The organism is Streptomyces sp. M92 (assembly GCF_028473745.1).
Lineage (GTDB): Bacteria > Actinomycetota > Actinomycetes > Streptomycetales > Streptomycetaceae > Streptomyces.
Genome location: NZ_CP101137.1, coordinates 6,122,327 through 6,145,860 on the forward strand (window position 1 = coordinate 6,122,327; position 23,534 = coordinate 6,145,860).

Annotated in this window: 21 protein-coding genes; 14 read left to right on the top strand and 7 right to left on the bottom strand. The window is 73.9% G+C overall.

The features are described 5' to 3' along the window. Positions 1-25: 25 nt before the first annotated feature. Together M6G08_RS27970 and M6G08_RS27975 are read left to right on the top strand one after the other, a co-directional pair. Positions 26-667 (top strand): sugar O-acetyltransferase, encoded by a 642-nt coding sequence (locus tag M6G08_RS27970; RefSeq protein ID WP_272589892.1) that lies wholly within the window; start codon positions 26-28, stop codon positions 665-667. A gap of 117 nt (positions 668-784) precedes the next feature. Continuing rightward, positions 785-1,576, top strand: a complete 792-nt coding sequence (locus M6G08_RS27975) for an SAM-dependent methyltransferase (protein WP_272589893.1) — start codon at positions 785-787, stop codon at positions 1,574-1,576. Between the two features lie 37 nt (positions 1,577-1,613). Here M6G08_RS27975 and M6G08_RS27980 read toward each other — a convergent pair whose 3' ends face one another. After that, positions 1,614-1,799 carry a hypothetical protein gene (locus M6G08_RS27980; RefSeq protein ID WP_073730229.1) on the bottom strand — a complete coding sequence of 62 codons (186 nt, stop codon included), beginning with the start codon at positions 1,797-1,799 and terminating at the stop codon, positions 1,614-1,616. A 160-nt stretch (positions 1,800-1,959) separates the two neighbouring features. Between M6G08_RS27980 and M6G08_RS27985 the strand changes: the two genes are divergently transcribed. The 7 genes from M6G08_RS27985 to M6G08_RS28015 all read left to right on the top strand — a co-directional run bounded on the left by M6G08_RS27985 (position 1,960) and on the right by M6G08_RS28015 (position 10,005). Continuing rightward, positions 1,960-3,138 carry a spore photoproduct lyase family protein gene (locus tag M6G08_RS27985; RefSeq protein WP_272589894.1) on the top strand — a complete coding sequence of 393 codons (1,179 nt, stop codon included), beginning with the start codon at positions 1,960-1,962 and terminating at the stop codon, positions 3,136-3,138. Positions 3,139-3,249: 111 nt separating this feature from the next. After that, positions 3,250-3,801: an MSMEG_1061 family FMN-dependent PPOX-type flavoprotein gene (locus tag M6G08_RS27990; protein ID WP_383141167.1), complete on the top strand. Its 552-nt coding sequence runs from the start codon at positions 3,250-3,252 to the stop codon at positions 3,799-3,801. Between the two features lie 103 nt (positions 3,802-3,904). Continuing rightward, positions 3,905-4,768: a siderophore ABC transporter ATP-binding protein CdtA gene (cdtA, locus tag M6G08_RS27995; protein ID WP_272589896.1), complete on the top strand. Its 864-nt coding sequence runs from the start codon at positions 3,905-3,907 to the stop codon at positions 4,766-4,768. Further along, entirely contained in the window at positions 4,765-5,751 is a 987-nt protein-coding gene (locus M6G08_RS28000; RefSeq protein WP_272589897.1) for an ABC transporter substrate-binding protein, read from the top strand. The genes cdtA and M6G08_RS28000 overlap by 4 nt, the downstream gene beginning before the upstream one ends. 7 nt (positions 5,752-5,758) lie before the next feature. Beyond that, positions 5,759-7,828 (top strand): iron ABC transporter permease, encoded by a 2,070-nt coding sequence (locus tag M6G08_RS28005; RefSeq protein ID WP_272589898.1) that lies wholly within the window; start codon positions 5,759-5,761, stop codon positions 7,826-7,828. Positions 7,829-7,886: 58 nt separating this feature from the next. After that, complete coding sequence (locus M6G08_RS28010; RefSeq protein ID WP_272589899.1) at positions 7,887-8,480, top strand: 3'-5' exonuclease; 594 nt, start codon at positions 7,887-7,889, stop codon at positions 8,478-8,480. Between the two features lie 193 nt (positions 8,481-8,673). Further along, positions 8,674-10,005, top strand: a complete 1,332-nt coding sequence (locus M6G08_RS28015) for a lipase family protein (protein ID WP_272589900.1) — start codon at positions 8,674-8,676, stop codon at positions 10,003-10,005. Between the two features lie 23 nt (positions 10,006-10,028). On the opposite strand, the gene M6G08_RS28020 is transcribed toward M6G08_RS28015, so the two are convergent. Continuing rightward, a complete protein-coding gene (locus M6G08_RS28020; protein ID WP_272589901.1) occupies positions 10,029-11,756 on the bottom strand; it encodes a hypothetical protein in 1,728 nt (575 codons plus the stop codon). A gap of 426 nt (positions 11,757-12,182) precedes the next feature. On the opposite strand from M6G08_RS28020, the gene M6G08_RS28025 reads away from it, so the two are divergent. After that, complete coding sequence (locus tag M6G08_RS28025) at positions 12,183-13,670, top strand: MFS transporter (RefSeq protein ID WP_272591454.1); 1,488 nt, start codon at positions 12,183-12,185, stop codon at positions 13,668-13,670. Here M6G08_RS28025 and M6G08_RS28030 read toward each other — a convergent pair. Continuing rightward, a complete protein-coding gene (locus M6G08_RS28030; RefSeq protein WP_272589902.1) occupies positions 13,634-14,572 on the bottom strand; it encodes a DMT family transporter in 939 nt (312 codons plus the stop codon). The genes M6G08_RS28025 and M6G08_RS28030 overlap by 37 nt on opposite strands. A gap of 252 nt (positions 14,573-14,824) precedes the next feature. On the opposite strand from M6G08_RS28030, the gene M6G08_RS28035 reads away from it, so the two are divergent. Next, positions 14,825-15,544, top strand: a complete 720-nt coding sequence (locus M6G08_RS28035; protein WP_272589903.1) for a hypothetical protein — start codon at positions 14,825-14,827, stop codon at positions 15,542-15,544. Between the two features lie 7 nt (positions 15,545-15,551). Here M6G08_RS28035 and M6G08_RS28040 read toward each other — a convergent pair whose 3' ends face one another. Genes M6G08_RS28040 through crtI form a run of 4 tightly spaced genes read right to left on the bottom strand, consistent with a single transcriptional unit; the run spans position 15,552 to position 19,576 of the window. Continuing rightward, positions 15,552-16,040, bottom strand: coding sequence for an MSMEG_6728 family protein (locus tag M6G08_RS28040; protein WP_272589904.1), 489 nt, complete (start codon positions 16,038-16,040; stop codon positions 15,552-15,554). 16 nt (positions 16,041-16,056) lie between these two features. Further along, the gene (locus M6G08_RS28045) at positions 16,057-17,064 is read right to left on the bottom strand and encodes a Rieske (2Fe-2S) protein (RefSeq protein WP_272589905.1); all 1,008 of its coding nucleotides are present in this window, start codon (positions 17,062-17,064) and stop codon (positions 16,057-16,059) included. Beyond that, the gene (locus M6G08_RS28050; RefSeq protein WP_272589906.1) at positions 17,061-18,062 is read right to left on the bottom strand and encodes a phytoene/squalene synthase family protein; all 1,002 of its coding nucleotides are present in this window, start codon (positions 18,060-18,062) and stop codon (positions 17,061-17,063) included. Before M6G08_RS28050 ends, M6G08_RS28045 begins: the two co-directional genes overlap by 4 nt. Beyond that, on the bottom strand, positions 18,059-19,576 hold the full coding sequence (crtI, locus tag M6G08_RS28055; RefSeq protein ID WP_272589907.1) for a phytoene desaturase family protein: 1,518 nt from the start codon (positions 19,574-19,576) through the stop codon (positions 18,059-18,061). The genes M6G08_RS28050 and crtI overlap by 4 nt, the downstream gene beginning before the upstream one ends. Positions 19,577-19,979: 403 nt before the next feature. On the opposite strand from crtI, the gene M6G08_RS28060 reads away from it, so the two are divergent. Genes M6G08_RS28060 through M6G08_RS28070 form a run of 3 tightly spaced genes read left to right on the top strand, consistent with a single transcriptional unit; the run spans position 19,980 to position 23,506 of the window. After that, the gene (locus M6G08_RS28060; RefSeq protein ID WP_272589908.1) at positions 19,980-21,215 is read left to right on the top strand and encodes a lycopene cyclase family protein; all 1,236 of its coding nucleotides are present in this window, start codon (positions 19,980-19,982) and stop codon (positions 21,213-21,215) included. A gap of 3 nt (positions 21,216-21,218) precedes the next feature. After that, the gene (locus M6G08_RS28065) at positions 21,219-21,950 is read left to right on the top strand and encodes a methyltransferase domain-containing protein (RefSeq protein ID WP_272589909.1); all 732 of its coding nucleotides are present in this window, start codon (positions 21,219-21,221) and stop codon (positions 21,948-21,950) included. A gap of 14 nt (positions 21,951-21,964) precedes the next feature. Beyond that, positions 21,965-23,506, top strand: a complete 1,542-nt coding sequence (locus M6G08_RS28070; RefSeq protein WP_272591455.1) for an FAD-dependent oxidoreductase — start codon at positions 21,965-21,967, stop codon at positions 23,504-23,506. Positions 23,507-23,534: the final 28 nt, after the last annotated feature.

Consider the following 23,534-nt stretch of genomic DNA (forward strand, 5'->3'; position numbering starts at 1 on the left):
GCCCGTACCGACCGAAGGAGGCGGCATGACCACCGACCCACGGGAACTCGACGTACGCCGCAGGATGGCGGCGCACGAGCTCTACGCCGACGGCGCGCCCGGACTGGAGGGGCTGGCCGAGGAGCGAACGCGGGGCAAGGAGCTGGCCGACGCCTACAACCGGACCGGCGCCCGCGACGAGGAGGGCCGCCGGGCGCTTCTGAAGGAGCTGCTCGGCTCGGTGGGCACAGGCGTCTGGATCGAGCCGCCGCTGCACGTGGCCTACGGCAGCCGTGTGCACCTGGGCGACGACGTGTACGCCAACTTCGGGCTGACCCTCGTCGACGACGTCGAGGTCTTCGTCGGCGACCGGGTGATGTTCGCGCCGCACGTGACCGTCAGCACCACCGGGCACCCCGTCCACCCGGGCCTGCGCCGGGACGGCGCCCAGTTCTCGGCGCCGGTGCGCATCGAGGACGACGTGTGGATCGGGTCGGGCGCGCAGATCATGCCCGGGGTCACCGTCGGGCGGGGCTCGGTGGTCGGTGCGGGCAGCGTCGTCACGGCGCACGTGCCGCCCATGGTGGTGGTCGCCGGGTCCCCGGCACGGGTGATCCGCGAGATCACCGACGCCGACCGGGAATGGGCCTACCGTCCGCCGTGCACCGCGCGCCGGGCCGTCGGCTGACCGACACACGGTGCTCGCCAACTCCCGTCGCACACCTGGCACATGGCACGGACCGCGGGGCAGTACGATGATCCACGATCGCGGCGGAGCGTCACCTCTCGGACCACGGAGCCTGCCATGACGACGGACCATTCCCAGTACCCCCGGATCGACACCGGCCGGGCCCACCCGGCGCGGGTCTACGACTGGCTGCTGGGCGGAAAGGACAACTACCCCGTCGACGAGGCGGTGGGCGAGACGCTGCCGCCCGAGGCGCGGGACGCGGCGCGGCAGAACCGTGCGTTCATGCACCGCGCGGTGGCGCACCTCGCCGCCCGGGGCGTCGACCAGTTCCTGGACATCGGCACGGGCATTCCGACCGAGCCCAACCTGCACCAGATCGTCCAGCGGACGGTGCCCGCGGCCAAGGTCGTCTACGCCGACAACGACCCGATCGTGCTGCGGCACGCTCAGGCACTCCTGGTCAGCAGCCCCGAGGGGGCCACCGACTACATCCAGGCGGATGTGCGCGAGCCGGACGAGATCGTGCGGCACGCCCGCGAGGTCCTGGACTTCGACCGGCCGATCGCCCTGTCGCTGATCGCCCTGATGCACTTCATCACGGACCGGCAGGACGCCCACGGCATCGTGCGCGGACTCGTCGAAACGCTGCCACCGGGCAGTCACCTGGTCCTCTCGCACGCCGCGATCGACCTCTTCCCCGAGACGGCGGAGCACGTGATCGCCCAGTACGCCAAGGGCGGCATCGAGCTCGGCTTCCGCACCCGGGCAGAGGTGGCGCGCTTCTTCGACGGGCTGGAGCTGCTGCCGCCCGGTCTGGTCACGACCACCGAGTGGTACGGCGAGGGTCAGGAACCGCCCGCGCCCGAGGAGAGCGGCATCTACGCGGGCGTGGCGCGCATCCCCTGACGCGAAGGCCGCAGGCCGGGGGCGCGGGGGCGGCGGCTCAGCGGCTGCGCCGTCGCGCCGGCCGGCCGCTGCCGATCCCGGCGACGTGCAGGGCCAGCAGGGCGAGGCCGACGAGCATGACGTTGGTGGCGGTGAAGATGTCGTTGGTCGAGATCTCCGCCGCGTTGATCAGCCAGGCGATGAGGAACAGAACCGCCGCGATGATGGCGAGCACGGTGTACATCCCTTCGGATCGGGGGCACCGGTCCGGTGCCGTGTCACGCGTATGCCCCCGACGGGCGGCGTGACACGGCCGGCTCTCGCGCACGCTCCGTACAGTGGAGGGACGGGGACCGGCCGACCGCCGCCGGGACCCCACCGCACCCTCGCTCCCCGGAGTCCCCATGCACAACCCGTCCAGCGCCCCGGACGACGGCTCCGGCACCCTGTTCGGCCTCGACGCCCTGACCCCCGGTCCGCCGGCCGCCGCGCCCGCCGGTCCGCTCTTGCGGGACTCCGCCGCCGCCCGCCGGCTGCTTCCGGTCCGGGAGATCCACGCCGAACCGGCGGCGGCCGCGTCCCCTCGCGGCCGGCAGGTCCTCGCCCGCTTCCCCGACGCCCGCGTCGTCGAGGTGGACTCCCACTGGCGCATCCCCGGCCTGCACGGCAACGAGGGCAACGTGGAGCGCTGGGTGCGGGTCAAGGGCGAGACGCTGGTCCTGGGTGAAAGGAAGACGCTGACCACCCGCCCCAACGGACGGTCCGCGGACTGGATCGCCCCCGGCGCCTCCAACGGCTGCGCGATGGCCTGCGCCTACTGCTACGTGCCCCGCCGCAAGGGCTACGCCAACCCCGTCACCGTCTTCACCAACATCGACCGGATCATCGCCCACCTCGGCCGCCACATCGCCCGGCAGGGACCCAAGCGCGAGCCGAACCAGTGCGACCCCGAGGCCTGGGTGTACGACGTCGGCGAGAACGGCGACTGCTCGGTGGACGCACTGATCTGCGACAACACCGCCGACCTGGTACACGCCTTCCGGCAGTGGCCGACGGCGAAGGCGTCCTTCGCCACCAAGTTCGTCAACCCCGACCTGCTCGCCCTCGACCCGCGCGGCCGCACCCGGATCCGCTTCTCCCTGATGCCGCCGGAGGACTCCCGGCTGCTGGACGTACGCACCTCCCCGGTCGCCGAGCGCGTCGCGGCGGCGGCCGACTTCCTGGACGCCGGGTACGAGGTCCACTTCAACCTGTCGCCCGTCGTCGTGCGGCCGGGCTGGGAGGCGGCCTGGGGCGAGCTGTTGCGGCAGCTCGACGACGTCCTGCCGGACCGGGTCAAACGACAGGCCGCCGCCGAGGTGATCATGCTGACGCACAACCGGGAGCTGCACGAGGTCAACCTGGGCTGGCACCCGCGCGCCGAGGAGGTGCTGTGGCGGCCGGACGTCCAGGAGGCCAAGCGCTCGGAGAACGGCGCACCGAACGTGCGTTACCGGATGGGCGTGAAGGCGGACGCGGTGGCGCGGGTCCGGGCCCTGGTGGCCTCCCACGCACCCTGGCTGCGCATCCGGTACGCGTTCTGACGGCGACGGACGGGCCCGACCCGCCGCGAGATACGGTTCTACGTGCAACTACTTGCCGGAAGGGCACCCTTCCGGCCCGCACGTACCCGGGAGCCGGCCTTGCCACCCACGATCGAAGCGGCCGGAGACCGGCCGGACACCACCGGTGAAGCCGGCTGGACCGAACTCGGCTCGCACGCCGAGCTGCGCGAGCTGCTCGGCGAGCCCTGGCCCGTCGTCATCGACAAGGTGCACGACCGGCTCACCGACGACGACCGGGACATCCTGTCCCGCTCCCCCTTCTGCCTGCTCGCCACCTCAGACGCCCAGGGCAACTGCGACGTCTCGCCGCGCGGCGACGCCCCGGGCTTCACGCACGTCCTCGATCCCGCCACCGTCGCCGTCCCGGACCGCCCCGGGAACCGGCGCGGGGACAGCTTCCACAACATCCTCGACAATCCGCACGCCGGCCTGCTGTACCTGGTCCCCGGCGGCAAGCAGGTGCTGCGGGTCAACGGCCGGGCCCGCATCCTCACCGACGCGCCCTTCTTCGACGCCATGGCGCGGGACGGACGCCGTCCGGACCTGGCGCTCCTGCTGGAGATCGACGAAATCTACCTGCACTGCCCGCAGTCCCTGAACCGGGCGGGACTGTGGAAACCCCAGTCGTGGCAGGCGAGTTGAGAGCGTCGTCCGCCCGCGCAGGGAGCAGCGGACCGCACTCGCCCCGGAACCGTGTGACCCCCATCTCTACCAGCGCTTTTTAGGTTAGGCTAACCTTCGCCACGTGAGATCTGGTGAAGACGCAGCCGGCAGCCCACGCCTGCGCGGACACGAACTGTCGGCCACGGACGTCACCGTGGCGTACGACGGTGTCGACGTCGTGCACGACGCGGCGGTCAGGCTCAGGCCCGGTGAAGTGACCGTCCTGGTGGGCCCCAACGGCAGCGGGAAGTCGACGTTGCTGCGGACCGTCGCCCGGCTGCAGCGGGCCCGCAGCGCCACGCTCGGCATCGACGGCGACACCGACGGCCTCGCACTGACGTCCCGTGAGTTCTCGCGGTACGTCGCCCTGCTGACCCAGGGACGCCCGACGCCGGGCGGACTCACCGTGCGCGACGTCGTCGAGTTCGGCCGCTACCCGTACCGGGGGCGCTGGGGACGCCCGGACCCGGACGGCCCGGCCGCCGTGGACCGGGCGCTCGCGCTCACCGGCGTCGACGCACTCGCCGACCGCGGCGCCGACCACCTGTCCGGCGGGCAGTTGCAGCGGGTCTGGCTCGCGAGCTGCCTCGCCCAGGAGACCGGCGTACTGCTCCTGGACGAGCCCACCACCTATCTCGACCTGCGGTACCAGGTGGAACTCCTCGACCTCATCCGGGACCTGGCGGACGACCACGGCATCGCCGTCGGGGTCGTCCTGCACGACCTCGACCAGGCGGCGGCCGTCGCCGACCGGATCACGCTCCTCGAAGCGGGCCGGATCGTCGCCGACGGCCCGCCCGAGGACGTGCTGACGCCGGAACGGCTGACCGCCGTCTACGGCATCCGGATCGACGTCGACACCGACCCCCTCACCGGCCGGCTGCGCACCCGCCCGATCGGCCGCCATCACCTACGCACCCCCGAAAGGCTCGGCACCACCTCATGAGACGCCTCCTGCTCACCGCGGCCGCCACCACCGCCGCGGCGCTCACCCTCGCCGCCTGCGGCACCACCGAACCCGCCGCCGACAAGCCGGAGGAGAAGAAGGCCTCCGAGGCCATCACCCTCACGGACGGCAAGGGCACCGAGGTGAAGCTCGACGGCCCGGCCACCAAGGTCGTCGCCACCGAGTGGAACGTCGTCGAGAGCCTGCTCTCGCTGGGTGTCGAACCGGTCGGCGTCGCCGACGTCAAGGGCTACAAGACGTGGGACACCTCCGTCCCGCTGAAGGGCGACCCCAAGGACATCGGCACGCGCGGCGAGCCCAGCATGGACACCGTCGCCTCCCTCGCCCCCGACCTCATCGTCGCCACCACGGACCTGCCGCCGGCCGCCGTGAAGCAGATGCGCGAGGTCGCCCCGGTGCTGGAGGTGAGGTCCGCAGACGGCGCCGGCCAGATCGACCAGATGCTGGAGAACGTCGACCTGATCGCCAAGGCCACCGGCACCACCGACAAGGCCGAGTCCATCCGCGAGGACTTCGAGGCGAAGGTCGCCGAGGGCAAGAAGGCCCTCACGGACGCCGGTATGGCCGGCAAGGACATCGCCTTCGCCGACGGCTACGTCACCTCCAACCAGGTCTCGATCCGCCCGTACACCGCCACCTCGCTCATCGGTGAGGTCCACGAGGCGATCGGCCTGAAGAACGCCTGGAAGGTGAAGGGTGACGAGGCCTACGGTCTCGGCGCCACCGACGTGGAGGGCCTGACCGACCTGCCGAAGGACGTCCAGTTCGCCTACATCGGCAACGACGAGGACCCGAACGCCACGCCGTTCACCAGCGCGCTCACCGAGAACTCGGTGTGGAAGTCCCTGCCGTTCGTCAAGGCCGGCGACGTGCACCGGCTGAACGACGGCATCTGGATGTTCGGTGGTCCCGGGTCGATGGAGGCGTACATCGACGCCGTCGTCGGCGCGCTCACGAAGTAGCGAGGCCATGGCCGTCACCGCAACCGAACCCGCTGCCCGTCCGTCGACGGCTCCCACGCCCCGGTCGGGTGCGGCCGCGGTGACGGCGGGTCTCGTCCTGCTGGTCGCCGTCCTCGCCGTCGTCGACATCACCCAGGGCACCGCCGCCGTCGGAGCCTCCGAGGTGTGGCGGGCCCTGACCGGGCAGGCCGACGCCGGCGACGCCTCGGTCGTCGTCGCCTCCCGGCTGCCCCGGATGACCGCCGGTCTGCTGGTCGGCGCCGTCCTCGGCATGGCCGGCGCCGTCCTCCAGGCGGTCAGCCGCAACGTGCTGGCCTCGCCCGACACCCTGGCCGTCAACGCCGGCTCCTACCTGGCGCTCGGCATCGCCGGCGCCACCGGCCTCTCGCTGCCCATGATCGCCTCCTCCGGCGTCGCCTTCCTCGGCGGTCTGGCGGCGGCGGCCGTGGTGCTCGGTCTGTCCGGCCTCGGCACGGGCACGGTCCGGCTCGTGCTCGCCGGCACGGCGCTGATGCTGGGCCTGAACTCCATGACCGAGGGTCTGCTGCTGCTCTTCCCCGAGCAGACCGAGGGCCTCTATCAGTGGAACCAGGGCAGCATCGGCCAGAACGGCTTCGACGGCGTACTGCAGATGCTGCCCGTCGCCCTCATCGGGCTCGTCGGCCTGCTGCTGACGGCCCGCCGGGTGGACGCGCTCGCCCTCGGCGACGACGCGGCGCGCGGGCTGGGCGTCCCGGTCCGGGCGACCCGGGTCACGGTCGTCGTCCTGGCGGCGCTGCTGTCCGCCGCCGCGGTCACGCTCGCCGGGCCGATCGGCTTCGTCGGCCTGTGCGCCCCCGCCCTGGTCCGCCCGCTGGTCCGCCGGTTCCGCGGCTACGCACGCTCCCGCGCCGCTCTGCCCGCGGCCGCGCTGACCGGCGCGGCCCTGGTCCTCGGTTCGGACGTGGTGCTGCGGACGCTCGTCTCGGACGACCTCTCGGTGGCCGTGCCCACGGGCGTCGTCACCAGCCTGGTCGGTGCCGTGTTCCTGGTCGTCATGGCGATCCGGATGCGGGACACGGCCGGGGCCGGCGCACCCGACCGGCTGCGCACCCCGAGCCGGACGGCGTTCCTGGTCACCGTGGGCGTCCTCGTCGTCGTCCTGGTCGGCCTGGTGATCGCCGCCGTCCTGGTCGGCGACACCAAGCTGCTCCTCGGTGACGTCGTCAACTGGACGCAGGGGCGGGCCGGACGGTCCGTCACCTTCGTCCTGGACACGCGGGTGCCCCGGGTGCTCGCCGCGCTCGGCGCGGGAGCGGCGCTCGCCCTGGCCGGCACGCTGGTGCAGGCCGTGACCCGCAACCCGCTCGCCGAGCCCAGCGTCCTGGGCGTCACCGGCGGCGGCGCGCTGGGCGCCGTGATCCTGGTGACCACCGCGCCCCTCGCCACTACGTGGGGCGTCGCCGGTGCCGCGTTCGCGGGGTCCGCGATCACCGCGGTCGTCGTCTTCGGGCTCGCCGCCCGGGGCGGCTTCCAGCAGAACCGGCTGGTCCTGGTCGGCATCGGCACGGCCTCCGGTACGGCGGCGCTGATCAGCCTGCTGATCGTGCTCACCGACCCGTTCAACGCCACCAAGGCCCTGACCTGGCTGTCGGGTTCGACCTACGGGCGGACCATGCCGGACGTCGTGCCGGTCGCTCTGGCGCTGGTCGTCGGCATCGGTGTGGCCGTCGCCCGGCGCACCGAGCTGGACCTGGTCTCCCTGGACGAGGACACCCCGCGGCTGCTCGGCATGCGGCTGGCCCCGGGACGCCTGGGATTTTTGGTGCTGAGCGTCGTACTCAGCTCGACGGCCGTGGCGTGCGCGGGCACGATCGGGTTCGTCGGGCTCGTGGCCCCCCACGCGGCCCGCGCCCTGGTGGGCCGGCGGCACGTGCGGGTCGTGCCCGTCGCGATCCTCCTCGGCGCGGTGCTCGTGTGCGCGGCCGACCTGATCGGCCGCACGGTGATCGCGCCGTCCCAGCTCGGCGCGGGCCTCATGACGGCGGTCATCGGCACGCCGTACTTCCTGTACCTGCTGGTGCGCAGCCGCCGGTAGCCGTACCCCGGGCGGAAATCCGGGTGACGGTGCCCGTGTGCCCCCGTACGGTGCCGGGATGGACCGGCACGGCACGGGCGGGGGCCACGGGGGCCTGCTGAACGTCATCGACATCGAGGCGACCTGCTGGGAGGGGCAGCCGCCCCCTGGCGCGGTGAGCGAGGTCATCGAGATCGGACTCGCCGTGGTCGACCTCGTGGCCCGGGAGCGGGTGGCTCGGCACTGCGTCATGGTGCGGCCCGCCCGCTCCCGGGTCAGCGCGTTCTGCACCGAACTGACCGGGATCACCCCGGCCGAGGCCGACGCGGGCATGAGTTTCGCCGAGGCCTGCGACACGCTGGTGCGCGAGCACGGCGCGGCCGTCCGGCCGTGGGCGAGCTGGGGCGACTACGACCGGCACCAGTTCGTCCGCCAGTGCGCGACGGACGGGGTGCCCTACCCGTTCGGCCGGCCGGCCGAACGCACCCACACCAACGCCAAGGCGGTCTTCGCCGACGCCCACGGGCTGCGCAGGCGGCCCGGCATGGCGCGGGCGCTCGACCTGGCCGGGCTGCCGCTTCAGGGGCGGCACCACCGGGGCGTGGACGACGCCTGGAACATCGCGCAGCTGGTGCTGGGGCTCGTCGACCGGGGTTCCTGGCCCGTGTCCTGACGGCGGCTCCGCCCCTCGACGTGACGGTTGTGGGACAGCACGTCAAGTTACTGAACCGTAATGAGCATGGTGCTACCCACGGTAACTCCTGTCCGGTTACCGTCCCGTAACCCCACAGGAGCAGCGCGGCCACGGCCCTGGCCCCACCAGGCCGCGGCCGACCGGTTTCCGGCCCTTCCCCAGGAGGTTCGCCATGCCCCCACGTCCACGTACGCTCGCCGCGGCGGTCACCGTCGCGCTCGCCCTCGGCGTCCAGGCCGTCCCCGCCGCGGCGGCCGACGGACCGGCGACCGCCACGGAGGTCTCCCGCGGCATCGAGATCCCCGCCTTCTACACCCCGCCGGCCACCCTGCCCGGGGCCGACGGCGCGCTGATCCGCAGCGAGCCGCTGCCCCTGGCACTGAGCCTGCCCGGCCTCGGCGGTCCCCTCCCCGGCGAGGCGACCCGGCTGATGTACAAGTCCACCGACGCAGGCGGCGAACCGGTCGCCGTGACCGGTGCCTACATCGAGCCGTCCGCCCAGTGGCGCGGCGACGGGCCGCGTCCCCTGGTCGCCGTCGCGCCCGGCACCATGGGCCAGGGCGACCAGTGCGCCGCCTCGATGGCGCTCGAGCACCCGCTGCGGTTCAACGGCGAGACGGTCTCGGTGGGTTACGAGGACCTGTCGATCTACCGGCTGCTGCTGCGCGGCGTCGCGGTCGTCGTCACCGACTACGTCGGCCTCGGCACCACCGACCGGCTGCACACCTACGTCAACCGCGTCGACGGGGCCCACGCCGTCCTGGACGCCGTACGCGCCGCCCGCTCCCTCGACTCGGCGTCGGTCACCTCCGGCTCCCGGGTCGGGCTCTTCGGGTACAGCCAGGGCGGCGGGGCGACGGCCGCCGCCGCCGAACTCCAGCCGTCCTACGCCCCGGACGTCACCCTGGCGGGCACCTACGCCGGTGCTCCGCCCGCCGACCTGGCCGAGGTCACCGAGGCCATCGACGGCAGCGACCTGGCGGGCGCCCTGGGCTGGTCGCTCAACGGCTTCCTCCAGAGCGAGCCCGCGCTGCGGCCGATCGCCGACCGGTACATCGACCCGGCCGGTGAGGAGGCGCTCAAGGACCTGTCGACGATGTGCGTCGGCGACGCGCTCCTCGCGTACGGCGGCGACAGCAGCACCGCCTGGACGAAGGGCGGGCAGTCGATCAGCGACGTCATCCGGGCCGAACCGGCCCTTCAGGCGTTCCTCGCCGAACAGCGCATCGGCGAGCTGAGGCCCGCCGGTCCGGTACGGGTGGCCACGGGCACCGCCGACGACCTGGTCCCCCACGACCAGTCCCGGCAGCTGGCCGTCGACTGGTGCCGCAAGGGCGCGAAGGTCACCTACGACCCGGTGGTGCTGCCGGGTGTCGGCAGCGGCCTGCTCAACCACTTCGCCCCACTGCTGGCCGACCAGGGCGAGGCCATCTCCTGGCTCACCGACCGGCTCTCCGGGGAACCGGCCCGCTCCAACTGCTGGAGCATGCCCGTGCAGCCCTGAGCCGAGCCGCGCCGCACACCGGCTCAGGTGGTGATCGGCTCGGTGTCGCTGCAGTTGGTGAACGACTTCCACGGACGGCTGCCGTCACTGCCGGGCGCCCCCGCGTAGGCCGGGTCGCCGGTGATGGTCTGGGTGCGTTCCTCATGGGTGACGTCGATGCCGAACAGCTTGAAGCCCGCGTTGAGGGAGCCTGCCGAGACGCCGAAACCGATGCCGAGCGAGGCGTTCCACCAGTCGGTGTTCACCTCGTAGTCCAGGCTGCTGATCTGAGCCTTGCCGTGCAGCAGGCGGTCGATCGGGCCGGCGTCCGCGGGCAGCGGGCCGACGAGGGAGGACGGTGAGGGGACGCCCTGCCCGGCCGGGTTGTCGCCGCGGCCGCGGATCCAGTCCTCCACCGTCTCGCGGTCCGTGTCGTCGGTGAGGGTGATCTCCGCGATCTCGGTGTGCAGCCGGGTCTCGGTACTGCCGCCACCGCCGCCGACGTCGATGGTGACGGGGCCGGTGTTGACTCCGGCGCCGACGTTGACGCCGGGGCCGCCGCCGCTCTCCTCGCTCGTGGTGATCTTCAGTTTCTCGGGGCGGTGCTGCAGCCCTTCCTCCGTCTCCCGGTCGTAGGCCTCGGCGTCGTAGGTGACGGCGATCTGCTGCATGCGCGTGGCCCCGGTCTGGTCGCCGGCACCGGACCTGCCGCTCATCTCGAAGGTGTAGACGAAGGTGATCTTGCCGGCGTCGGGTCCGGTCTTCGCCCGCATCACCACGACGTCCTTGCTCATGGTGCCGGACAGACCCTGGAGGGAGCCGTTGCCCATGTCCTTGGTGTCGGGCGCCGAGCCGATCACCGTCTGCTGCGCCTTCTCGATCTTCTCCGCCAGCTCCTTCGGGGACGCCTTCGGGTCGTTCCTGCGGATCTCGGCGGCGATGTCGTCCTTCAGGGACTTCACCGCCTTGTCGTCCTTGGCGTACTTGCCGCCGAAGCTCACCTCGCCGGAGAGCTCCGTGGTGGTCTTCGTGATGTCGACGTCCGGGGCCTTCTCCGGGTCGACGTCCGGCTTCTTGTCGTCCGCGGCGTGGCCGCAGATCATGCCGAGTTCCGCGGACCGGGCTCCCGGTGGACGGCTGCGGCACTTGTGCGCGGCCTTGAGGTACTCGGCGAACTGCTTGGCGTCCGCGAGGTTCGCCTCCAGGTCCGCCTGCGGATCGTCGGAGTCGTGTGCGTCGAACAGCCACCGTCCGCCGCTGCCGCTGCTCCTGACGTAGCTCCCGCCCAGCGAGGCGCCACCGCCCCAGTTCTTCAGTCCCGGGATGTCCGCGCCGATGCTCGCGGTCACGCCGCCGCCCGTGCTGGTGACGCGTTCGAGCATCACGGACCCGTCGGACCACTGCATCACCTTGACCTGCTCGGTGCTGGAGATCTTGATGAACAGGATCTGCACCACGACGGTGTCCTTGGTCTCCTCCGAGGAGAGCAGGCACTTGGCGGGCTGGAAGGGGTCACCGCCGGGCGGCAGCGGGTCGTCGGGGCCGGGGGCGCCCTCGGTGCCGTGCCCGCCGCACCCGTCCGTGCCGACGACCCGCTGCACCTGGCACATGATCCGGTCGTCGATCTCCGTCCCGAGGGCGGTGCCGGCGATGGCCAGCACGACGGCGCCGGCCACCGCGACCATGCCCAGGTACTCCACGGCGCTCTGCCCGCCGTCCCGCCCGGCGCGACCGCCCGCGCGCTCCTGCTCCGCCCCGCCGAACAGCGGCACCCCGCGCCTCCTCTGCTCCTCGTCTCCACGTCCGGTGCGGTGACGGTAGGCGGCGCGCGGGGCCCACCGGCAGGGCCCGGGAGCCCATTCCGGCACCGGGCGGGCCCAAGCCCGGCGTCCGGCGCCGTGCCCGTACGGACAGCCGCCCGGTGCCGGTCACCGTCGTACGGGCGCTTTGGCGCACGTCCCCACCGCATCGGCTGCCGCGACCTGGGACGCCCGCGACCGCAGCGGGCGCCGACCGGACCACCGCGCGCCCCGGAGCGGGGGCCCAGGTTCCCGCGTCTGCGGCAGTCCCTCCGCGTGCGCCGGACGATCACCGCGGCACAGAATTCGGTCAGGCGAAACGTGGCGAAGCGACAGAAGGGTGGCCGCCTGGTGAACGCGAGGCCTGACGGCGGGCCCGGCCCTCTGGGCCGGGTGAAGATGCCGAGTACGGTCGCGCAGCTGCCCCGGCAGGTGCGCGAGGAACTGACCCGACGGCTGCGCCGCAACAAGCGGGCCTTTGGCGAGGAGGACGTCCAGGTCGTCGAGGGACCGCTGCTGAAACGGGCCGTCGGGGCCTCCGCCCTCGGAAACTGCATGGAGTGGTTCGACTTCGGTGTCTACAGCTACCTGGCCGCCACCATCGGCAAGGTCTTCTTCCCGGACGCCTCCCCGACCGCCCAGGTCATCTCGTCCTTCGCCACGTTCGCCGCCGCTTTCGTCGTACGGCCCCTGGGCGGTCTCGTCTTCGGTCCGCTCGGGGACCGGATCGGCCGTCAGAAGGTGCTCGCCACCACGATGATCCTGATGGCCGTCGGCACCTTCTCCATCGGCCTGATCCCCAGCTACGCCTCCATCGGCATCGCCGCCCCGGGCCTGCTGCTGCTCGCCCGCATGCTCCAGGGCTTCTCCACGGGCGGCGAGTACGGCGGCGCGACCACCTTCGTCGCGGAGTACTCACCCGATCGGCGGCGCGGCTTCCTCTCCAGTTGGCTCGACTTCGGCACCTTCGTCGGCTACGCCCTCGGCTCCGCGCTGGTGACCGTGCTGAACCTGGCGCTGACCGACGGCCAGATGCTCGACTGGGGCTGGCGCGTCCCCTTCCTGATCGCCGGCCCGCTGGGCCTGATCGGCCTGTACATGCGGCTGAAGCTGGAGGAGTCACCGGCCTTCCAGCAGCAGCTCGACGAGCACGAGAAGAGCCTCGCGCAGGAGTCCGTCGGCAGCGAGTTCAAGACGATCGTCAAGGACCACTGGCGTCCGCTGCTCATCTGCATGGGCGTGGTACTGCTGTACAACGTCACCAATTACATGGTCACCGGCTACCTGCCCACGTACCAGACCGAGACCCTGGGCCGGTCCAGCGGCTTCGCCGACGTGCTGGTGCTGATCGGCATGGTGTGGATCGTGCTGCTGATCACCTTCCTCGGCCGGCTCAGCGACCACGTCGGCCGCCGCCCGCTCTACGCGGTCGGCGCGGTCGCGATGATCGTCCTCGCCGTGCCGGCCTTCCTGCTCCTCAAGGCGGACGGAACCTGGCAGCCGGTCGCCGGGGTGCTGCTCCTGTCCACCCTGCTGGCCTGCTTCGCCGCGCCGAGCGCCGCGACCCTGCCGGCGCTCTTCCCGACCGCCGTGCGCTACGCGGCCATGGGCATCGGCTTCAACTTCGCCGTCGCGGCCTTCGGCGGCACCACTCCACTGTTCACCGAGGCCCTGGTGAGCGTCACGGGCAGCGAGCTGATGCCGGCCTACTACCTGATGGTGGCCGGTGCCATCGGTCTGGTGACCGTGCGGTTCCTGCCGGAGAGCGCCCAGGTGCCGCTGCGCGGCTCGCAGCCCATGGTCGGCTCCCGGCAGGAGCAGCGAGAGCTGATCACCACCTCCGAGGACCTCTACAGCTTCTCCAAGGAGCGCTCGCAGGCCCGCTGACGCCCCGCCGGCGCCCGGCCCCGGCGCGTCGGCCACGGCGAGGCGCCCGACCCGACCGCGACCCCGGCGCACACCAGCGCGCTGCCCACTGCCTGCGCGGCGCCGTAGGAGCCGGTGCCGACGAGCGGCGCCGTGCAGGCGGCGGCGACGGGGATCAGGCCGGAGAAGAGGGTGGCGCGCTCGGCACCGATCCACTGCATGCCCATGTACCAGCACACGAAGCCGACGACGGTGACCACCGCCGCCTGCCACAGCAGGGCCCCGGCCTCGACCGCGTCCGGCCACCGCAGCCAGTCCGGGCCGTCGATCAGGAACCCGGCCAGCGCCGACTCCACCGCCGCGATCCCGCACACCACGGTGGACAGGAGGCGGGGCCCCAGCGGCCGCAGTACGGGCACCGCGAGGACGGCGAAGCCGACCTCGCCGACCAGGGCGCACACCGAGAAGGCGATGCCCGCCGCGTCGGTGCGCCCCCAGCCCTGGACGGTGAGGGCGCCCAGGGCCACGAACAACGCGCCGTACAGCACGACGCGCTGCGGCCGGCGCCCGTCCAGGAGGGGGACGACCACGGCCACGACCACCGGCGCACAGCCGACGAAGACGCCGGGGACCGCCGGTTCCGCGGTGCGTTCGGCGGCGAGCACGGCGAGGTTGAAGCCGACCATGCCGACGGCCGCGAGCAGCGCCAGCCGCAGCCACCGGCCGGCCCCGAGCGTGCGCAGCCGGGCCGTCGCGCCGGGGCCGGCGAGCGGGACGAGCAGCAGGAAGGCGAGCGCGTAGCGCAGGAACTGGCCGCCCGCGTACGGATAGTCGCCGAGCAGGCTGTTGGCGGTGAAGGACCCTCCGACGAGGACACAGGCGAGCGCGGCGAGCAGGGCCCCGCGCGTGGTGGTGGCGTTCATGGCCACGACGTTAGGAAGCACGGCGGCCCGTCATGGGGTCCACCGGACGGTCCGCATCGGGGGCCAATCGGATCGGCCGGCGCTCACACGGGCGCCACGGGTTCTCCACCGCGTGCATGTCACAGGAAATGGGGTAGCCGGAACGTCCCGATGCCAACACATCGGGACGGCAAGGGATTTGACAGTCATGAGACGGTCATGAACCGACATGGGAGGAAACCGCCAGTGCGCACCATCAAAGTGGCAACCGCTGTGGCGACCGCCAGCGTCTCCGTCGCCTTACTGGCCGGCTGCGGCGATTCCGGTGGCGGCAGCGAACCCTTCGAGGGGCAGAGCGCCGACGACATCGCGACGAAGGCGGTCGAGGCGACCCAGCAGGCCAAGTCCCTGCACATGAAGGGCGATGTCCGCCCGGAGGACGGCGGCACCGTCACCATCGACGTCTCGGTCGACCAGGAGAAGAACTGCGAGGGCACCATCGGCACCGGCGAGGCCCAGGCGGACGTGCGCCACACCGACGCGACGCTCTACCTGCGCGGTGACCAGCAGTACTGGCAGAACGCGCTGCAACAGCAGCCCGGCGCCTCGCAGCAGATGCCTCAGAAGCTCGACGGCAAGTGGGTCAGGATGCCGGCGAGCGACGCCGCGACCGCCGGGGTCTGCGACAAGCAGGGCTTCATCGCGGCCATGGACGAGGACAAGTCCGAACGCCAGGGCATGAAGCGCGACGGCACGACGGAGGTCGGCGGCGAGGAGGCCCTGAAGCTGACCAAGAAGACGTCCGGCGGCGAGACCCTCGCCCTGTACGTCGCCACGGAGGGCGAGCCGTACATCCTGAAGAGCATCACCGAGGGCGGCAAGAACCCCGGCAGCGTCACCTTCAGCGAGTACAACGAGCCGGTTCAGGCCGAGCAGCCGCCGGCCGACCAGACGGTCGACCTGAAGGAACTCGCCGGCGAGCAGAAGGCCTGACGTCCCTTCAGGCGTCCTTCCCCGTCCCCCCGCCCTCCCGGTCCGAGGCCGGCCAGACATAGGGCAGGTCGTCGGGGACGCCGGGAAACAGCCCGGCGTACGCCTCCCGGTCCTTGCGCACCAGCGCCGACCGGTGGCTGCGGTGGAAGGCCTCGTCACCGAGCCAGGGCGGCAGCTCGCCGGCCCCCGCCAGCTCCTCCTGGTCCCGCACCGGTCCACCCGGGCGGCACGCGGCGAGCCCGGCCACGAGGGAGGCGGCGACACCGTCCTGGTGCCCCTGCTCCCGCCAGACCCGGCAGATCTCCAGGCCGTACCGGACGAGGGCCTCCTCGTACCCCGTCCACATGCGCACGGCCGGGTGCCGGCGCCATCCGTAGCCCGGCACGGTCAGGCCGCGCAGCACCTGGAGCGCCTCGACCCGCTGCTTGCCGAGCCGGCGGCGGTCCAGGGCGAGCGCCGACTCCCGGAAGCCGGGGTGGGGGAGGAAGGTCTGCATGCCGGTGCTGCTCCGTTCAGCCGGGGAACTGGCCGCGCTCGCGCAGGTGCCTGCGGCGTTCGGCGTAGGCGAGGTCGTCGCGCCACAGGCGGCCGGCGGCGGCGCGCATCAGGGGGCGCAGGGCAGGTGCCAGGCGGCGGGCCGCCGGGAATCCCGGCCGGTCCGAGGTGGCCAGCACCGCCTCGGTGACCGCGGTGCGCGGCCTGCCCCGCTCGTCCGGGCCCAGCGGCGTGGCGTGGCTCTCCACGACGGACCCGGTGCCCTCGCCGTCGATGATGCGCATGACGACGGTGCGGGGCCCGGGCGCGGTGAACTCGGCGCGCACGGGCACGACGAGGCGGCCGGTGAGCCGGAAGGACACGTCCACGACGAAGCGGTCGTCGTCCTCGCCGGGCACTTCGACGACGGTGAGGTCCACGAAGGAGTACGGGTGGAACCAGGCGCCGTGCCAGGGATCGAGCCGGTTGGCGACGACGTCCTCGGGGTCGCAGACGCCGATCCCGCGCCACACGGACGTCAGGGCCGTCGCCCGCGCCGGCCTGGCGGGGACGGCGGGGGCGGAGGTGGGCGTCTCCTCGCCGGCGGTGTCCAGCCGTACCCACACCAGTACGCCGTCGTCGTGGACCGGCAGCGGCTCCCAGCCGGCGAACGGGGAACCGTCCAGGGCGAGTCCGTGCCAGTGGCACACGAGCGTGCCGCACCGCACCGGGCTGTCCGCCAGCGGGGCGCCGAGGTGGGGGCAGGCGCCGGGACCGCCCACCAGACGGCCGCCGGCGTCCCGCCAGACGACGACCTCGACGCCGGCGACCGTGCCGGACAGCGGGCGGTCCGCTCGTACGGCGGTGCTCGCGCCGAGGACGTACCAGTTGCCGCAGGGGCGGGCCAGGGCCCGTTCGAGGGCGTCGGCGACGATCGCGGGGCGGGCCTCGCGCCAGGTGGGGCGCTGGTGCTGCCAGGGGACGGCGCGGCGGCGCAGCCGCAGGGGGAAGCGGCCCTTGCGGGGGCTGGGCGGGTCCTGCCTCATCCGGCCTCCTTCGCGGAGCAGGCGTCGTGCCGGGCCGGCACCGGTGGCGTCCGGTGCGCGGCGGCCACGAGCCGGGCGGCGGCCACGCGGGCGAGCCCGTCGGCGGCGACGGCCGCGCGCCGGCGGCGGGACACCACCGCGCGCCGGTGCAGTACCGCGTACCCGCTCCGGGCGACGGCGTCGAGGATGTCGCGGTAGAGCACGAACGCGGTGCGGATACAGGGCCGGGCCACCGGGTCCAGCATGGCCAGTCCGGGGGCGGCCTCGCGGTACACGCCGCGGGTGAGGTCCTCGGCGGCTCGCAGGGCGGCGATGACGCGGGCGTCGGGACGGCCGGTCCGTCTGCTCCACAGCAGCAGGTCCCGCTGGACGCCGTGCGCGGCCAGCAGGTCCGCCGGGAGGTAGATCCGTCCCCGGTCCAGGTCCTCGCCGACGTCGCGCAGGAAGTTGGTCAGCTGGAAGGCGACGCCCAGCGCGGCGGCGTGCGGGGCGGCGTGGGCCCGGGCGGTGACGGTGCCGAGGACGGGCAGCATCTGGAGGCCGATGACGGCGGCCGAGCCGTGCATGTAGGCGCGCAGGTCCGCGTAGGTGGCGTAGTCGGTGACCGTGAGGTCGCTGCGCATCGAGGCCATGAAGTCGGTGAAGTGCGCCGGGTCGATGGCGTACCGGGCGGCCGTGTCGGCGAGGGCGAGCACCACGGGTTCGGTGGCGGACCCGGGGCCGCCGGTCAGTGCCCGCCGCAGCTCCTCCTCCAGCCGGGTGAGGGTGGCGGCACGCTCGGCGGTGGTCGCCCCGACGCCCATGTCGTCGACGATGTCGTCCGCCCACCGGGCGAAGCCGTACAGGGCGTGCACGGCGGGCCGGCGGTCGACGGGCAGGAGACGGGTGGCCAGGAAGTAGGTGCGGCCGTGGCGGGCGTTGAGGCGCCGGCAGTGGCCGTAGGCGGCGCGCAGGGCCGGGTCGGTGATGCCGGCGGCGTCCAGTTCGCGGCGGGTCATCGGTGCCCGCCGCCGGCCGCCGTACGGCGTCCTGGTGCCCCGGTGACGCGGGCGGCGGCCAGCTTCCCGGAGAGGAGCACGGTGGGCACGCCGACCCCCGGGGTGGTGCCGCAGCCCGCGAGGACCGCGTTGTCCGTGCCGCGGACGAGGTTGCGGGGCCGGAAGGGTCCCGTCTGGGCGAAGGTGTGGGCGACGGAGAAGGGGGTGCCGGCGGCGTGCCCCCGGTCGGTCCAGTCGGCGGGTGTCACCAGGCACTCCTCCTCGATCGCGGCGGCGAGGCCGGCCAGTCCCCGGCCCTCGAGGGTGGTGAGCAGCCGGTCGCGGTAGCGGGGGGCGAGGTCGGTCCAGGCGCGGGCGTCCGGGCCGATGTCGGTGTTGGGGCAGGGGGCGAGGACGTAGTGGAGGTGCCGGCCCTCGGGGGCGAGGTCCGGGTCGCTCGCGGTGGGCCGGGTGATCAGCAGGGAAGGGTCGGTCATCAGGGTGCCGGTCCTGGTGAGTTCGTCGAAGGTGCGGCGCCAGGCGGCGCCGAAGGAGAGCGTGTGGTGGGCGAGGTGCGGCCAGGTGCGGCTGGTGCCCGCGTGCAGGACGACCGCGGAGGGGGCGTGCCGCAGCGCGACCGGACGGCGCGGGCGGCGGCCGAGCAGCCGGTGGACGACGGGCAGGTCGGGGGTGAGGACGACGGCGTCGCACGGGATGCGTTCGCCGGCGGTGACGACCGCGGTGATCCGGGAGCCGGACCGTTCCAGCCGGGTGACGTCCTGTCCGAGGCGCAGGTCGGCCCCCGCCCGCACCGCCGCGGCGGCCATGGCGCGGGGCAGGGCGTGCATGCCGCCGCGCGGGAAGTAGACGCCGGCCACGGTGTCCATGTAGGCGATCACGGCGTAGGCGGCCAGGGCGCGGGCCGGGGCGACACCGGCGTACAGGGCCTGGAAGGAGAAGACCCGCTTCAGCCGTTCGTCCGTCAGGAACCGTCCGATGCGCGCGTCCAGCCGTCCGAAGCCGCCTAGGGCGGCGAGCCGGGCCAGGTCCGGGGTGAGCAGGCCGAGCGGCGAGTCGAAGTTGGCGTCGATGAACCGGCGCATCTGTACGGCGTGCAACCGCGTCAGCCAGGTGCGCAGCCTGCGGTAGCCGGCGGCCTCCCGGGCCCCGGCGAAGCGTTCGACCTCGGCCTCCATGGCGGCGGCGTCGGTGTGCACGTCCAGGGTGTCGCCGTCGGCGAAGCCCGCCCGGTAGGCGGGGTGCAGGGGCAGCAGTTCGACGTGGTCGGCCAGCCGGTCGCCGACGGCCGCGAACGCCTCGTCGGCCAGATGGGGCATGGTGAGCACGGTGGGGCCGGTGTCGAGGCGGTAGCCGCCGAGTTCGCGCCGTCCCGCGCGGCCGCCGGGCAGCGGGTCGCGTTCGACGACGGTCACCCGCCGTCCGGAGCCGAGCAGGTGCAGGGCGGCGGAGAGGCCGGCCAGCCCCGCGCCGACGACCACGACGTGGTCGGTGCGTCCGGTCACCGTCCGCGTCATCGCGGGCCCCCGTCCGCGCGCGGCCGGTCACGCGGCTGGTCCGTGCCGCCGTCGAAGGTGGTGGGGCGCATCCGGGTCCTCTCGTCGTCGGCTGCGGCACGGGCCGTGCCGGGTGCGTGGTGCCGTGGGGGTTTCCGCCGGACGGTGCGCGGCGGATGCACCGTGTGTCCCGGCGACGGCCCCGGGGAAGTGACTCGGCGTCATCCCTTCCCCCGCCGCTCGTGGCGCGACGCCGTCCGGGCCTCATCACGCCCGGCAGTCACCCGTGCGGCGGGTGTCCGGCGTCCGGTGGGTACCCGCGCCGAGGCGATTCAGCGCGCCGCGCATCCGCGGGCGGCAGGAGGACGGAATACTCCGGCGGGCCGGGTGGGAGGCGCGCCGGGCGGACGGGAAGGAGGCGGACGTGGAGGACGCGGACATCGTCGTCGTCGGCGCCGGCGCCGCGGGTCTCTGTCTGGCGCACCGGCTCCTGACGGACGCGCCGCGCGGCGCGGCCCCTTCCGTGCTGCTGATCGATCCGCCGCCCGGACCGCTGCGCCCGCCGCCCCGCACCTGGTGCTTCTGGGAGACGGGTCCCGGACGCTACGACGCGGCGGCGACGGCGTCCTGGGAGTGGCTGCGGGTGCGCGGCCGGGACGGGGCGGTCGTCCGGCGGCACATCGCGCCGGCGCGCTACAAGATGGTCCGCTCGGACGACTTCGAGGCGCTGGTGGACCGGGACCTGAAGGACCGGCCGGGGCTACGGCGGCTCGAGGCCACGGTCGGCACGGTGACCACGTCGGCCGACGGGACGGCCCGCGTCCCGGCCACGGACGCCACCGGCGCACGCGACGAAGTGCGCGCCCGCTGGGTCTTCGACTCCCGCCCGCCCGAGCGGCTGCCGCCCGCCCGCTCCCTGCTCCTCCAGCACTTCCGCGGCTGGTTCGTCCGCGCCCGACGGCCGGTCTTCGACCCGGCGGTGGTCGACCTCATGGACTTCCGTACCCAGCAGCCGGAGCACGGGCTGTCCTTCGGGTACGTCCTGCCGACGGGGCGGCACACCGCGCTGGTCGAGTACACCGAGTTCGGGCCGGCGCCGCTGGCGTCCGACGCGTACGACCGGGCCCTGGAGGAGTACACGCGCCGGGTCCTGCACACCGGTGACGTCCAGGTGCTGTCGACGGAACAGGGGGTGATCCCGATGACCGACGCGGTGTTCGAGCGGCGGGTGGCGGGCTCCGGTTCGGTCTTCCGGATCGGGGGCGCGGGCGGGGCGACCCGCGCGTCCACCGGCTACACGTTCGCCGCCGTGCAACGGCAGTCCGAAGCCGTCGCCCGGGCCGTGCGCGCGGGCCGCCGCCCGGTGCCGCCGTCCCCGCACCCGGCACGGGCCAGGCTGATGGACGCGGTGCTGCTGCGGGCACTGGACACCGGCCGGGTGGACGGCCCCGACCTGTTCTTCCGGCTGTTCGACCGCGTACCCGCCGGGCGGCTGCTGCGCTTCCTCGACGGACGGTCCCGGCTGTACGAGGACCTCTCGGTCGGGGTGCGCACTCCCGTGCTGCCGATGCTGCGGACGGCGGCCGAACTGCCGTGGCTGCCGCGCCGGCCGCTGCCCGACCGCCGAGAAAGTCCCCCCACAGACACGTCCCGGGAGTGACCGATGCCCTTGCTGCGCGACGCCGCGCTCACCGACGCCTTCGACCACGGCGCCGGCCGCTACGACCGTCTGGTCGCGCTCAACCCGGGCTACCACGCCCAGTTGCGCCGCTCCGCCCGCCGGCTCGGCATCCCCGACGGCGGCGCCGGCCGGCGGGTGCTGGACCTCGGCTGCGGCACGGGCGCGTCCACGGCGGCGCTGGCCGCGTCCTTCCCCGCCGCCGAGATCGTCGGGGTGGACGCCTCGGCGGGCATGCTGGAACGCACCCGGGCCAAGCGGTGGCCGGCGCGGGTGCGGTTCGTGCACGCCCCGGCGCAGGAACTGCACCGGGCCGGGGTGCACGGCCCGTTCCACGCGGTCCTCGCCGCCTACCTCTTCCGCAACCTGACCGATCCGGACGCCGTCCTGCGTTCGGTGCGTGAGCTGCTGGCGCCCGGGGGGAGGCTGGCGGTGCACGAGTACGCGCTCGGCGGACGGCGCGCGGACCGGCTGGTGTGGGACGCGGTGTGCCGGGGCGTCATCCTGCCGCTCGGCACGGTCACGGGCGACCGGGCCCTGTACCGGCACCTGTGGCGCAGCGTCACCGAGTTCGACACGGCGCCGGCCTTCGGCGCGCGGCTGGGCCGGGCCGGTTTCGCGGACGTACGAGTGCTGCCGCTGCCAGGCTGGCAGACGGGCATCGCCCACACGTTCGTCGGCCGCCGGGCCGACGCAGAGACGGACGGTGCGCGGTGAGGCGACGCGACGGGATGCGCCCGCCGGGCCGGGACCGGCGGGCACGGGCGATCCCGCCCCGGGCGGGGCGGGACCGGGTGGCCGGTGACGCGCCGTCCGTGGCGGTGGTCGGCGGGGGCATCGCGGGGCTGGCGGCGGCCACCGTCCTGGCCGAGCGCGGGGTGCGGGTGGTGCTCCACGAACGCGAACCGGTGCTCGGCGGACGGGTGTCCGGCCGGCCGGTCACGCTGCCCGACGGCACGCCCGCCACGATGAGCCGCGGCTTCCACGCGTTCTTCCGCCAGTACTACAACCTGCGGGGGCTGCTGCGCCGCTGCGATCCGGCGCTGGACATGCTGACGGGCCTGCCGGACTACCCGCTGCAGCACAGCAGCGGGCTGCGCGACGGGTTCCGCCGGGTGCCGCGCACTCCCCCGCTGAGCGCGCTCGGCTTCGTCGCCCTGAGCCCCAGCTTCGGCCTGCGCGACCTGCTGGCCCTGCGGCCGGCCGCGGCCCTGCCCCTCCTGGACGTCAGCACCCGCGGTGTCCACGAGCGCCTGGACGACGTCAGCGCCCACGACTTCCTCGACAGTGTGCGCTTTCCCGCCGCCGCCCGGCACCTGGCCTTCGAGGTGTTCTCCCGCAGCTTCTTCGCCGACCCGCGGGAGCTGTCGGCCGCGGAGATGGCGCTGATGTTCCACATCTACTTCCTCGGCTCCAGCGAGGGACTGCTGTTCGACGTCCCGCGCGAGCCGTTCCCGCAGGCTCTGTGGGACCCCCTCGCGGGACACCTCGCCCGGCTCGGGGCCGAGGTGCGCACGAGCACGCCCGTGCGGTCGGTCCGGCCCGCTCCGTCCGGCGGTCACCTGGTGGCCGGCGACGCCGGTGCCCGGCCGTACGACGCCGTGGTGCTGGCCCTGGACACCGGTGGGCTGCGGGGGCTGGTGGAGCGCTCGCCGGAGCTGGCCGACGCCGCCTGGCGGGAGAGGGTGGCGCGGCTGCGCAACGCGCCGCCGTTCCTGGTCTCCCGGCTGTGGCTGGACCGTCCGGTCGCGTCCGGCCGGCCCGGGTTCCTCGGCACCAGCGGGTACGGCTCGCTGGACAACGTCAGCGTGCTCTCCCGGTGGGAGGGCGAGGCGGCCCGCTGGGCGGCGCGCACCGGAGGTTCCGTCGTCGAACTCCACGCCTACGCCGTGCCGGCGGCGGCCGTCCGGGAGGTCGAGGAGAAACGGGTCGTCGAGCAGTTGCACCGGGTTTATCCGGAGACCCGTCAGGCGCGAGTCGTGGCCGCCCGGCACGAGTGGCGGCAGGACTGCCCGCTGTTCACCGTCGGCGGCTACCGCGACCGTCCGACGGTGCGCACGCCCGACCCGTCCGTCGTGGTCGCCGGGGACCTGGTCCGCACCGGCCTGCCCGTCGCGCTGATGGAACGGGCCGCCACCTCCGGCTTCCTCGCGGCCAACGCCCTGCTGGAACGGTGGGGGGTGCGCGGCGAGACGCTGTGGACGGTGCCCGACCGGGGGCGGTCCGCGCCGCTGCGCGCCCTGGCACGGCGGTTCGGAGGCCCGCCGCGCTGACGCCCGCGGTGCGCGTCGCCGCACGGCG

Bases quoted from the DNA above. Each gene is read 5' to 3' on its own strand.
- M6G08_RS27970 (WP_272589892.1), top strand. From the start codon at position 26: ATGACCACCGACCCACGGGAACTCGACGTACGCCGCAGGATGGCGGCG.
- M6G08_RS27975 (WP_272589893.1), top strand. From the start codon at position 785: ATGACGACGGACCATTCCCAGTACCCCCGGATCGACACCGGCCGGGCC.
- M6G08_RS27980 (WP_073730229.1), bottom strand. From the start codon at position 1,799: ATGTACACCGTGCTCGCCATCATCGCGGCGGTTCTGTTCCTCATCGCC.
- M6G08_RS27985 (WP_272589894.1), top strand. From the start codon at position 1,960: ATGCACAACCCGTCCAGCGCCCCGGACGACGGCTCCGGCACCCTGTTC.
- M6G08_RS28000 (WP_272589897.1), top strand. From the start codon at position 4,765: ATGAGACGCCTCCTGCTCACCGCGGCCGCCACCACCGCCGCGGCGCTC.
- M6G08_RS28005 (WP_272589898.1), top strand. From the start codon at position 5,759: ATGGCCGTCACCGCAACCGAACCCGCTGCCCGTCCGTCGACGGCTCCC.
- M6G08_RS28010 (WP_272589899.1), top strand. From the start codon at position 7,887: ATGGACCGGCACGGCACGGGCGGGGGCCACGGGGGCCTGCTGAACGTC.
- M6G08_RS28015 (WP_272589900.1), top strand. From the start codon at position 8,674: ATGCCCCCACGTCCACGTACGCTCGCCGCGGCGGTCACCGTCGCGCTC.
- M6G08_RS28025 (WP_272591454.1), top strand. From the start codon at position 12,183: ATGCCGAGTACGGTCGCGCAGCTGCCCCGGCAGGTGCGCGAGGAACTG.
- M6G08_RS28030 (WP_272589902.1), bottom strand. From the start codon at position 14,572: ATGAACGCCACCACCACGCGCGGGGCCCTGCTCGCCGCGCTCGCCTGT.
- M6G08_RS28040 (WP_272589904.1), bottom strand. From the start codon at position 16,040: ATGCAGACCTTCCTCCCCCACCCCGGCTTCCGGGAGTCGGCGCTCGCC.
- M6G08_RS28045 (WP_272589905.1), bottom strand. From the start codon at position 17,064: ATGAGGCAGGACCCGCCCAGCCCCCGCAAGGGCCGCTTCCCCCTGCGG.
- M6G08_RS28050 (WP_272589906.1), bottom strand. From the start codon at position 18,062: ATGACCCGCCGCGAACTGGACGCCGCCGGCATCACCGACCCGGCCCTG.
- crtI (WP_272589907.1), bottom strand. From the start codon at position 19,576: ATGACGCGGACGGTGACCGGACGCACCGACCACGTCGTGGTCGTCGGC.
- M6G08_RS28065 (WP_272589909.1), top strand. From the start codon at position 21,219: ATGCCCTTGCTGCGCGACGCCGCGCTCACCGACGCCTTCGACCACGGC.
- M6G08_RS28070 (WP_272591455.1), top strand. From the start codon at position 21,965: ATGCGCCCGCCGGGCCGGGACCGGCGGGCACGGGCGATCCCGCCCCGG.